Here is an 11658-nt window from a genome sequence, read left to right as displayed (position 1 = left end):
GGCTCAGGCCAGGGCTGATGCTCTGGTGTGCACTGGCCCTGTCGGCAAAGGGCAGCCCTGTTCCAACCAGTGGCGCGCCTGATCGAGTGCCGGTTCCCATCCCTGCTGCTCCTGTTCACGCGCGATTCCCACCGAGGGGTACCAGTAACTGCGGTCGACCGCTGGATCGGTGAACCAGCGCCAGTCGTGGTGACGGCTGAGAAGACAGAGCGTGGGGAGATTCAGGCCTGCCGCACCATGGATGGTGGTGTTGGCGACACTGAGCACGGCATCACAAGCCGCCACCTGGCCCAGCCACAGATCCATGTCCTTCAGGGGGTTCACCCGGGGGTCGTAGATCACATCAAGACCTTCCGCTTGCCAGGCCTGAACGATCGGCTCCGCCTTGCCGTACTGCAGGCTGACGAAGCGGACACCGGGCAGATCCCGCATCAGGGGGTGAAACTGCTGCGGCTTCAGGGACTTCTGCTTGATCCGCACCCCCGTGCCGCCCCCCTGCCAGCTGAGTCCGATCAGTCGCTGGACCGGCGTTCTTTGGTTCAGGTACTCCGAACGGAACTGATCTGTCGCCTCAGGCGGAGCCTTGAGCAAAGGCAGATGCCGGCCGTATCGCATCACATCCGTGAAGCGGTACTGGCAGATCGATCCCACAGGTGACTGAAGGTCGTACTCCTCTGGATTCAGCTCAGCGCTGGCAGCCTGTTCATAACTCCAGACCTGAACCCGGCCGGCCGCGATCCACTCGTCGAAGCTGCGGCGGTAGATCGGCAGCAGGCGGTCACTGACCACCAGTCCGAGTGCTGCCGCTTCATCCAACAAGCCCGGCAGCAGGGTGATGAACATCATCGCGTCGCCGATGGCCTGTTCCTCGAGCAGGAGAAGACGGCGGCCGCTCAGGGATTCACCGCGCCAGAGGGGGAGCTGATCAGCGCTGAAGGGTTTGCGCAAGGCGCGCTGCCACCGCTGAGGGCCGTCCGCCGGCGTGCGCAGACCGTGTTCAAACAACTGCCAACCGCGCTGGAGCTGCTGCTGCTGCAACAGGGTGCAACCCTGATTCCAGCTGTGGATGTCGATCAGTTTCTGGGCCTGGCTGAGTTCATCCACCTCGGCACTGCTGAAGTTCCGAAGCGTGTCCATGCCCTGCCCGAACAGGCGCTCCGCCTGATCAAGGCGTGCCTCACCCAAGTAATGGGTGGCCAGGCTGAGCTGCACTTCGGCGCGTGCCAGCGGTTGGCAGTCCTCCAGCTGGGCTTCGAGGCGCTGGCGCAGGCGATCCGATCGCTGGCCATCAGCAGCCGCGTCGCTCTGTTGGTGTCCGTCCTGCAGCAGCAGGCATTGCAGCAACAGGCCGGCATCCGGCCCCGCCCAGTGCAGGGCCTCCTGAGACAGAGCCAGAGCCCACTGGGTCATTCCCAGCTGACGCAGATGGCTGATGGTGTTGATGAAGGGCTCGGCTGGAATCCGTTCCGCTGATTGGTGCCGCAGCAGACGCAAGGCCCGCAGATGACAGGCCAGAGAAATGGCAGGGTTGCTGTCACGAAGCAGATTGGCGCGGTTGGTGAGGATGCCGATCTGATCGGGATGCAAGGCCAGCCCGCGGACATACATCGCATCGGCTTCGCTGAGTCTGTTGCGTTTGCGCAGCAGAGCTCCATAGTTCTGGAACAGGATCGGGTCCTGGCTGCCCTGATCCAGAGCGCGTTGGTAATGCTGTTCCGCCGTCTCGAGATCGCCATCACCATGGGCTTTCAGCGCACGGGGCAATCCCATGGGTTATCTCAAAAGCACTGTCAGTTCAGCATGGTTGACCAACGGAGCAGCTGAACGTCATGCGCTTTCTGTTCCTGCATCCCAACTTCCCGGGCCAGTTCAAGTACCTCGCCGCCGCCTTCGCAGAATCGGGCCATGAGGTGAGGTTTCTCTGCCAGACCCACTACGGCCGTAGCCTTCCTGGCGTGGAGCGGCTCTGCCTGAAGGGTGGCGGCGGCCACGAGGCGCTGGAACAACTGCAGCTGGATCAACACCAACGCAGCCAGAAAGTGGCCGAGCAGTACCGCGGCGGCCTAGAGCAGCTCAAGGCGGCGGGTTGGATACCGGATGTGGTGATCAGTCACAGCGGCTGGGGGTGCGGCTTGACGGTGAAAACCATCTGGCCCGACTGCCGTCACATCGCCTATCTGGAGTGGTGGTTTGACCCGGGCAGTGCTCTTCTGCATCACGATGCCTCTAATCAGGAACTGGGGCTGACACCCGCCTCCGGTTCCAACCTGTGGCTGCGCAATCAGGCGCTGGCGCTGGAACTGGTCGCCGCTGATCACATCGTTTCCCCCACCCCCTGGCAGCGGGCTCAGTTGCCGCCCTCACTGCAACATCGCTGCCAGGTGATCTTCGATGGGGTGGATCTGTCGGTGTTTCAACCGGAGCCAGCCCATCGCTCGCCCACCCCACTGCTGACCTACGGCACCAGGGGAATGGAACCGATGCGCTGCTTCCCGCAGTTCATCCGTGAGCTTCCAGGGTTGCTGGCCGACCAACCGCAGTGGCGGATCGAAATCGCCGGCACCGATGAGATGAACTATGGCGGCGCCAAACCTCCCGAGGGAAGCTGGGGGAACTGGGCCAGGGCATTTCTCGAACGTCAGGGCGTCAGTGGCTCTGTGAGCTGGCTGGGTTACCTGCCCCTGGAACGCTACGTGAGATGGCTGCAAAGCAGCTGGTGCCACGTCTATCTCACGCAGCCGTTCGTGGTGAGCTGGAGCCTGATGGAGGCCCTCGCCTGCGGCTGCCCGTTGCTCGCCAGCGACGTCGCCCCGGTGCGTGATTTCTGCGGCGAGGGCAGTGCCGAATTGGTGGATCATCGCCGTCCGGGATTTCTCAGGACGAGCGCAGCGCGGCTTTTGAGCCCGATCAACCGAACCCCCAAACTCTCAGCCGATATTCAGAAGCAACTGGATCGCAGGTCCAGCCTGGCCTTCTGGGCGGCTGTGGCTGGTGCGGATCTGACCACTTCTGATTGACTCGTTCATCTCTTTTTCTTACCCTCCGGCCGGAGCTTTTTAGTTATCTCTTCCTCCTCCATGGCGAACTTTTTGATCACTACCCCCGGTCAGGTCACCAGGGGGACGACTGAGAACGACACAGTCGTCTACGAAAAAGGTGGCATCAGCGCTTCAACGCTGATCGGTAACGACGGCAACGACACGATCACTCTCGGCAGCGGCGGGACCTACCAGTCCACCGATTTCATGATGAATCGGGGCAATGACGTTCTGAGCGTTGACTTCAGCGGCAGCACCGTCAAGAGCAGCAACTTCTTCGGTGGCGGCGCTGATCACGACGAAGTGATCCTCAGCAACGCAGCAGGCGTCAACGTTTTTGTGGCCAAGGGTGGATCCGGCAAGGACACCATTCAGCTGCACGCCATTGCCGGTGATCAGATCAGCGTCGGCGGCAACGCTGGCCACGACGCCATCACCATCTCCGGTGGCACATGGGGTGGCAGCAGCTACATCGGCGGCGGCAAGGGCCTCGACACAATCACCGTTGTAGGCGGCGCAGATCTGGGTGAAGTCGACATCTTCGGTGGTGACAAAGCTGACGTCATCAGCCTGAGCGACTCGCTGGGCGCCAAGAGCACCGTCAACGGTGACAATGGCTACGACGTGATCAGCGCTGATAGCATCAAGACCGGCAGCTACATCAACGGCAACGCTGGCTTCGACACCATCACCATCAACGGAATGCCTGGCACAGGCTCCACGATCGGTGGCGGCAAAGGTGCTGACAAGATTTTCGTCTCTGGCCTGGGTGAGAATGTCATCGCAGGTGGCAAGGGCTTCGACAACATCACCGTTTCCGGTGTTGGCGGCGGCACGATCATCGGTGGTAACGCTGCTGACACGATCAAGCTTGCTGCAGCAGGTAGCACGCTGAAGTTCAACACAGCAACCGAATCCAACTACTTCAACACTGACGACGTCACTGTTGGTGGTAACACAACCCTGCTGGTAAATTCTGCAGTGTCGGTTGTAGCCAACTTCAAGCTTGAAGTTACTTCAGGCACTAGTGTAACAACCGGCATTGAAGTTACTGATGGCAAAATCAGTGCCATCAACAAAGTTCTCAGCGGAGGCGCATTTACTGCAACCGTTGAAACTATTGACAAACTTGAACAAGTCACTGGCAAAGGTAAGGCTGTTGCTTTCGATTTCGCAAACGACTCCTACGTCTTCATTCAAGGCGGATCTGCTGGCTTGGATGATGACTTGATCGTCAAGTTCAACAGTGGTTCCAATGTCGCTTCCCTTGCTGCGGCAACAACAACTGGCGGTATTAACGTCATCATTTGATTCATTAGTCTGAAGCTTGCATCATTGATCGAGCTTCATTTTCTCCCCCACCTGTAAAAGGTGGGGGTTTTTTAATATCAGCCAATTCTTTAAGACGAGCCCCCATGCCATGAACAGAGATAATGCTCAAATTCACCCAACGGCTTCAACAACCGAGAACCGAGGGGTTTCCATCAACAGCACTGGGCAGTTTCGCCCATTTTTCTATCCATAATGAGTGAAGCTTTTATTTTTTGACTTGGCTTCGATTTTCCCTCCATCTTTTCAGACAGAGGGTTTAACGCCAGCTAATAACTCGAGATGGCCCGATTCCATGAGCAGAGATATTGCTAAAGCCCGCTAAAGAGATGCAATTGCAGGGGGGGGCTTGAATCACAGCAATGGAAAGCCCTGCCTTTTTCTGATAATCACAAAAGGCTCCAGCCAGTCATACCCTCCTGAACAAAAATCACTAATTCAATAGTGCGTCTACTCCCCTTGCTGCTGATACAACGCCGCATAGCGCCCATTCAATTGCATCAAGTCGCCATGGGAGCCTTGTTCCACTAGGCGAGACTGGTGCATCACCAGAATCTGGTCGCTGTTCTTGATCGAACTGAGACGATGGGTGATGAAAAACACCGTGCGACCCGCCGCCCACTCCTGCAGATTCAGGCATAGCTGGCGCTCAGTATTGTAATCAAGCGCACTGGTGGCTTCATCCATCACCAGCAATTGCGGGTTCGCCAGAATTGTGCGAGCAATGGCAATCCGCTGGCGCTGTCCGCCGGACAGGTTGCTGCCCCGTTCTGCCAATGACGTCGCATAACCCTGGCCCAAGGCCATGATGAACTCGTGGGCGCAGGCGATCTTTGCAGCGGCAATGATCGCATCGGTGCTGGCCTGGGGATCATTCAAAGCAATATTTTCAGCGATCGTTCCTTCAAACAACAGTGAATCCTGAGGCACGATGCCGATCTGACGACGCAGGCTGGAAAGATTCACCTTGGCGATGTCGTAATCATCGATGTAGATCCCTCCCTTATCCGGGTCATACAGCCGCGGCAGCAGTTTCATCAACGTGCTCTTGCCGCTGCCGCTCTGGCCCACCACACCCACAAAACTTCCCGGCACGATCCTGACGGAAACATCTTCCACCTGATAGGGGCCACTGCGCCCGAAGCGAAAACTCACCTTCTCGAAACGCACCTCACCGGCAATCGCCGGCATCGCGATCTGATCGAGATCATCCGCCCGCGCCAGTTCCGGATTTTGATCAAGGATGTCGCTGAGGCGTTCCATCGCCAGCTGAACCCCCTGGAAGCCCTGGTACAGACCAGCCAACTGCAACAAGGGACCGGTGACGTTGCCGCTGATGATGCGGAAGGCAATCAACATGCCCAGGGTGAGATCGCCCTGGAGCACCAGCCACATGCCCACCCAGAGCACCATCAGGCCGCTGAGTTGATTGAGGAAATTACCCACTTCCCCGGCGGTGGCACCAAGCGCCACGCTGCGGAATCCCTCATCCACGAAGTGGCGATAACGGTCTTGCCATTTCCAGCGGGCCGTGAGCTCGAAATGCTGAGCTTTCACCGTTTGAATGCCGCCCAGCACCTCAATCAGGTGGCTCTGGGTGCGGGCCTGGGCAATCGCCCGTTTGCGGATCAGGTTCTTGTAGATCGGTGCCACACCGAACACAATCAGCAGATACAGCGGCAAGGTGCTCAACGCCACGGCCGTGAGCAGCGGCGAATAAAGCAGCATCACCACCAGGTAAAGCGCCGCAAAAATGATGTTCAACACACTCACCAGCGCCGTGCCGGTGAGAAAGCTGCGGATCGTGTTCAGTTCCCCTAAGCGCTGACTCAGTTCTCCCACCGGACGTTTCTCGAAATACGTCAGCGGCAGCGCCAGCAAGCGATCGATCACCGCCGACCCCAGCGTGAGATCCATCCGATCGGTGGTGTCCACAAAGATGTAGGTGCGCAGAGCCGTGAGCACCCCCTGGAACAGGGCCATCAGGATCATCACCGTGCCCAGCACATTGAGGCTGCTGAGGTTGCCCTGACTGAGCACTTTGTCGATCAGCTGCTGGATCATCAGCGGCACACCCAGCCCGAACAACTGGGCCAGCAGCGAGGCCACAAACACCAGAATCAGAGCATTGCGGTACTTCCCGAGCATCGGCGTGAACCAGCTCCAGCCGAAACGGCTGGTGGGGGTGCTGGCCACCCGTCGCGGCAACACGAAGCGGAAGCGATCCCCCAGCTGCTGCTGCACCTCCGCGATCGGCCGCCGCAGCAATCCCTTGTGGGGGTGTCCGAGCAGGACGGCGTCCTTACGCAATCCGTAGAACACCACGGGGATGCCCTCCAGCAACAGCAGCGCCGGCATCTCCACACCCACCAGATGGCGAGCCTCGGTCTCCGCCAGCTGGCTGTTCAAGCCCAGCAGTTCACACAGGCCGGCAAGCAGCTCCAACGAAAGCGCCTTGTCGCGCCGGAACTGGTCTTCCAGCACCTTCTGAAGCGCATCGCGCCGGAACGGCACCCGCTGCTGCAGCGCCACCATTTCGCACACCGCCAAGGCTTCCGCCAGCTGCCCGCGACCGCGCACGATCGGCACCCGGTCCGCATCCTCAAGGGCATCATCCTCAAGAATCCCCAGTTGCTGCAGGCTCGCCGGTGCGCTCTCCTCCTCCACCGCCACCGCACTGCTGGCCAGGGTCACCAACTGCTCGGAGGCAGGCAGCAGACCCTGCTCCGGCAGGCCGACGCAGCGATAGGCCAGTTGGAATCCAGGGCGATCCGGCAGCACCGTGCCCTCCGAAACCACCGCCCCCACCGGCCAGCCCGGCACCCCCTCGCTGCTCAGATGCCAGATCAGATCAGCGGCGGATCCGGCCTGCGGTGGGGAAAAGGGCACCCCGGGCGACAGGCTGCAGGCCTGGGCCTGCTCGAGGCGCTCGTCCAGATCCTCCTGCCAGCCCTCCGGCCGCCGGGGCAACAGGGCAACAGACGCCAACGCGATGCGATGGCTTTCCTGCAAAGACCCCATCGAGGCAAAGAACCCGGCGAAGGCGGCCGACTGCTTCACCGCCTGAATGAAACCCTCCGCTGGCAAGGCGAGCACCACCACCTCGCTGCTGGCGCTCACCCATTCACAGGCCGCCCCCCGCAGCAATGAACTCCAGCCCAGCAGCTGCCCTTTTCCCTGTTTCTCCAAGGTGATCGGACGCCGATCGGTGGGGTCTTCCACCAGCAAGCGCACCTCCCCCTTCACCAGCAGCAACACCTGCTGGGGCAGCTGATCCGGCCGCAACAGGCGTTCACCGGCGACCAGCTTGAGAAGACTGGCGCCAGCAAACCAATCGGCCCGTTGCTTGGGATCCAGATCCGAAAAGGGCGACTGCCGTGCCACCTGCTGGAGCAGCTGATCCAGCGGGCTGGTGGAGGCGACGCTCAACGGTTCAGGAGGCGAGACGATCGATGGAGATTAAGTGAGCCTGCACAACGGGAAGCATCTGCTTGAGCCACTGCTGCAGCTCCTGCTGCAGCAGCTGCGTGCGGGTGGCTGCATCGAAACAGGCGGCGCGGAACTCCACCAACTGCACCAGGGCCACCTGGTCTCCCAATCGCAACGGCATCGTGAGCTCCCCAGGCGTCAGCTTCTCGAGCAGCGGCCCCAACCCCGCCGGCATCCGCCCGAGCGGCTGCAGCTTCAGCAAGCCGCCCTGCAGCCGCTCCGGCCCCTCCCCATGCTCAGCCGCCACATGCTCAAAGCTGGCCTCTCCAGCCCGCACCTGGTGATACAGCTCCATGGCCAGCGGTTTGCTGCTGAGACGCAGCAGCCGGCAGCTGGCCTGATCCAGCTGTTGCTTGCGCTCGAGGAACAACGTTTCCAGACGCCGGCCCCACTGCCATTCAACCCAACGCTGGCAACCCGGTGCCACGGCAAGCTTCAGTCGTAGCTGGGCATCGCTGAGACCGCGCTCCGCCGGATCGATCTTCTCCCGCCAGGCCGCTTCGAGCGCATCCAGCTCCTGCTCGCAATCCACCCAGGCCCCAGGCTCGGCCATCAGTTCCAGAGCGGTTTCCTTGCGCAGCCAGTAGTCGAGGGTTGGCGATAACTGACCACTCAGCGCCAGAAAGGGGGCGGACCCTCCGAGATCATCCTGAAGCCGTTGCAGACGCTCCGGCAGCAACCACTGATCCGGACGCGGATCCAGCAGGGATGGGGTGGAATCAGCCATGGGTGAGAGGATCGCACCTCATCGGCAGACGACAAGGGGTCAACAGGTCATGGCAGAGCTGATCAGCGACCACCAGCGCCAGCTGAACCAGACCCTGCATGCTCAGGACGAGAAATACGGCAACCGGGCCGATGCCAGCGGCTTCGCCACCCATCTGCCCACCGCTCTGGTGCGCATGCATGAGCTCGGGGTCTGCGATTCGGTGCTCGACTACGGCACTGGCAAAGGAATGCTGGTCGAACGGCTGCGCCGGGAGTTGCCGCCATCCATCAGCGTGAAGGGGTATGACCCCGCGGTGGAGCAGTACGCCCAGCTGCCGGCCACACCGGTGGATGTGCTGACGTGCCTGGATGTGCTGGAACACATCGAGATGGACAGCATCGATGCCGTGCTGCGGGAGATTCACGGCCTCACCCGCCGTTTCTGCTATCTGGTGATCGATCTGCAGCCCGCGGTGAAAACGCTGGCGGATGGCCGCAATGCCCACATCCTGCTGGCACCACCGGAGTGGTGGACCACGCGCCTGGCCCAGCTGTTCCCGTGCCTGGCCACCTTCCCGATCCTGCACAAAGCGGGGCCGGCCCAGAAGCTGGTGGTGGGCGCCGCCCACTCCCCGCAGGTGCTGCCGTTGATGTACGGCTTCCTCAACAAACTGAAGATCTACAACCTGCAATCACTCGGGGGAGTGCTGGAGGGGTTGGTTGAGCGCGGTTGAGAGCTACTGCTGGCGGATGCTGCGGACGCTGTCGGTCTGATCCACCAGCAGATCGCTGATCAGACTGATCACCCGCTTCTCCCGCAGCTTCAGGTTACTGGTGATCGCCATGCCCGCCTGCAAGGGGATCGTCGTCTCCTTGCTCTCCAGGAAGGACCGGTTGAGCCGCAGCTTCACCGGGAAGCGGTAGAAGCCGAGTTTGTCGTCCGGCGGCAGGGCATCAGCGGCGATCTGGCTCACTTCCCCATCCAGTTCGCCGTAGCGGCTGAAGGGGAAGGCATCCACACGCACCTTGGCTTTCTGGCCCGTCTTCACAAAGCCGATGTCCTTGTTCGGCACAAACACCTCGGCATACAGACCCTGCTGCGGAACGATCGAAAGGATGCGCTCCCCAGGGGCAATCACCCCCTCAGCCCGGGCCTTGGGATCGAACACCACGCCGGCTGCCGGGGCAAACACCGTCTGGTACTGCAGTTGCAGCTCCGCCTGGCGAAGGCTGTTGCGCATCTGATCGATACTTTTGCGGCTCTCAAGCTTCATCTGATCGGCCTCGAGGCTGATCTGGCCCTTCTGCTCGTTCACTTCCGTGAGCTGACGCCGCAGCTCGTAGAGCTGGTCCATCTGCTCCAGCAGCGTCAGACGCTGATAGCCACCCTGTTCGGCCAGCTTGGAGAGCTCATCGGTGATCGTGATCTTGGTGTCCAGTTTCTTCTGAAGCACCGCTTCACGCCCGTCGAGCATGGTCAGCTGACCCGCCAGCGTGTTCAACCGGCTGGTGAGCTCCTGCTCTTCCAGAGCGATCAGGCGGGTGAGGGTGGCTTTCTGATCCGCGGCCTGACGGGTGTCGAAACGCAGCAGCAACTGCCCCTTGCTGACCAGGTCTCCGTCTTTGAACAGCACCTCAGCAACCCGGCCACCGGCGGGTGTCTTCACCTCGACGGTGCCGCCGATCGATTTCAGCTGCCCCTGCACCGACACGACTTCATCGATGCGGAAGACGACGCTGCCGATCACCACCACCGTGCCCAGACCCACCATCAGGGCCGCAAAACCCTGGGCCCAGACCGGAGTCTGACGCAGCACCAACGAGCGGTTGCGGGCCAGCCAGCGGTTGGCCGCGTCCCCGGCCTGCTGCTTCAGGGTGAGATCCGCCGGCTGGGTGGTGGCCAGCTCGCTGGAGCCGGAGCCGTTGCGGGATTTATCAGCCAGAGCCAGGGAAAGGATGCGCGCCAGCGACCTTAGGACGCCCATTCCGGCGCGCTGGAAAGATGGACGGATGACACGCTTCCGCCTGGTCCGTCATGCCCCCGGTGCCCCCGGCCTGCGCTGGCTGGGCCTGGGTCCGGGCCTGCGGCCGAGCCGGGGGCTGCTGAAACTGCAGCGCCTGTTCAATAAGCACGCCTTCTGGGCCCGTCAGCGCTCCAGCGGCGATCTGCGCCGGATGCTGGCCGGCAGTCCGGTGGTGGTGAGCCTCTGGCGCGGCAAGCGGCTGGTGGGCTTCGGGCGGGCCGCCAGCGACGGGCGCTACCGCGCCGTGCTCTGGGACATCGTGGTGGCCGGAGATCTTCAGGGCCGCGGCCTCGGGCGCCGCGTGGTGGAAGCGCTGCTGGAAGCACCAGACCTGCAGGAGGTGGAGCGCATCTACCTGATGACCACCAACAGCGCCGGTTTCTACCAGCAGCTGGGGTTCAGCAATGCCGAGCCTCAGCAGCTGCTGATCCGGCGGCGTCAAACAAGCGGATGAAGAGATTCGAACTCTCGACCCTCTCCTTGGCAAGGAGATGCTCTACCACTGAGCTACATCCGCAGGTCGCCTGTGCGGGGTGTGTTCCCTGCGACCAGAAGATCATGCACCACGGCGGGGCCGCTGGTCAATCAGCCGCAGACAGCGACGCCATCAGGGATCCCATCTCCAGCGCCTGCAGGCCGTAGGACCAGCCCAGGTTGCTCTTGATGCCCGCCCGCTCCAGGGCCTGCTGCATCGTGTCGGTGGTGAGCACCCCGAAGATCACCGGCACCCCGGTGTCGCGCGCCACAGCGGCGATGCCCTTGCTCGATTCCGCCACCACCACATCGAAGTGGGGGGTATCGCCGCGAATCACCGCTCCGAGGGTGATCAGCACCTGGTAACGGCCGCTGCGGGCCAGCTGCTGAGAGACAACAGGCAGCTCGAAGGATCCGGGCACCCAGGCCACATCCAGCTGGGAGCTCGTCGCCGACGTATCCACGCCATGACGGGCCAGGCAATCCAGGCAGCCACTCAGCAGCTTGCCAGTGACCAGATCATTGAAACGGGCCACCACGACGGCGATGCGCAGTCCCGACGCATCGGTGAAACGTCCCTCGAAGGTGGCCATACG

General features: G+C 61.6%; 9 protein-coding genes and 1 tRNA gene. 4 read left to right on the top strand and 6 right to left on the bottom strand.

The features are described 5' to 3' along the window. Positions 1-3: 3 nt before the first annotated feature. Positions 4-1770, bottom strand: a complete 1767-nt coding sequence (locus tag KR49_RS08595) for a hypothetical protein (RefSeq protein ID WP_043694145.1) — start codon at positions 1768-1770, stop codon at positions 4-6. A gap of 59 nt (positions 1771-1829) precedes the next feature. Here KR49_RS08595 and KR49_RS08590 point away from each other — a divergent pair, with 59 nt between their 5' ends. Both KR49_RS08590 and KR49_RS08585 read left to right on the top strand, forming a co-directional pair. Then, complete coding sequence (locus tag KR49_RS08590) at positions 1830-3017, top strand: glycosyltransferase (protein WP_043694142.1); 1188 nt, start codon at positions 1830-1832, stop codon at positions 3015-3017. 60 nt (positions 3018-3077) lie between these two features. Further along, positions 3078-4349 (top strand): hypothetical protein, encoded by a 1272-nt coding sequence (locus tag KR49_RS08585; RefSeq protein WP_043694140.1) that lies wholly within the window; start codon positions 3078-3080, stop codon positions 4347-4349. 468 nt (positions 4350-4817) lie between these two features. Here KR49_RS08585 and KR49_RS08580 read toward each other — a convergent pair whose 3' ends face one another. Continuing rightward, complete coding sequence (locus tag KR49_RS08580; RefSeq protein ID WP_043694137.1) at positions 4818-7796, bottom strand: peptidase domain-containing ABC transporter; 2979 nt, start codon at positions 7794-7796, stop codon at positions 4818-4820. A gap of 4 nt (positions 7797-7800) precedes the next feature. Then, a complete protein-coding gene (locus tag KR49_RS08575) occupies positions 7801-8583 on the bottom strand; it encodes a peptidylprolyl isomerase (RefSeq protein ID WP_043694134.1) in 783 nt (260 codons plus the stop codon). A gap of 49 nt (positions 8584-8632) precedes the next feature. Between KR49_RS08575 and KR49_RS08570 the strand changes: the two genes are divergently transcribed. Next, the gene (locus tag KR49_RS08570) at positions 8633-9298 is read left to right on the top strand and encodes a methyltransferase domain-containing protein (protein WP_043694131.1); all 666 of its coding nucleotides are present in this window, start codon (positions 8633-8635) and stop codon (positions 9296-9298) included. A gap of 3 nt (positions 9299-9301) precedes the next feature. Here KR49_RS08570 and KR49_RS08565 read toward each other — a convergent pair whose 3' ends face one another. Then, on the bottom strand, positions 9302-10549 hold the full coding sequence (locus KR49_RS08565) for an HlyD family efflux transporter periplasmic adaptor subunit (protein ID WP_043694128.1): 1248 nt from the start codon (positions 10547-10549) through the stop codon (positions 9302-9304). A 25-nt stretch (positions 10550-10574) separates the two neighbouring features. Between KR49_RS08565 and KR49_RS13030 the strand changes: the two genes are divergently transcribed. Continuing rightward, the gene (locus tag KR49_RS13030; protein ID WP_052378322.1) at positions 10575-11042 is read left to right on the top strand and encodes a GNAT family N-acetyltransferase; all 468 of its coding nucleotides are present in this window, start codon (positions 10575-10577) and stop codon (positions 11040-11042) included. On the opposite strand, the gene KR49_RS08555 is transcribed toward KR49_RS13030, so the two are convergent. Further along, positions 11034-11105 (bottom strand) — tRNA-Gly (locus tag KR49_RS08555). The genes KR49_RS13030 and KR49_RS08555 overlap by 9 nt on opposite strands. 64 nt (positions 11106-11169) lie before the next feature. Continuing rightward, positions 11170-11655 (bottom strand): 6,7-dimethyl-8-ribityllumazine synthase, encoded by a 486-nt coding sequence (ribH, locus tag KR49_RS08550; RefSeq protein WP_043694121.1) that lies wholly within the window; start codon positions 11653-11655, stop codon positions 11170-11172. Positions 11656-11658 lie beyond the last annotated feature (3 nt).

It is taken from the genome of Synechococcus sp. KORDI-49 (assembly GCF_000737575.1).
Classification (GTDB): Bacteria; Cyanobacteriota; Cyanobacteriia; order PCC-6307; family Cyanobiaceae; genus Parasynechococcus.
Note: the sequence above shows the minus strand (reverse complement) of the source record. Positions and strands in the feature narration are given on the sequence as shown.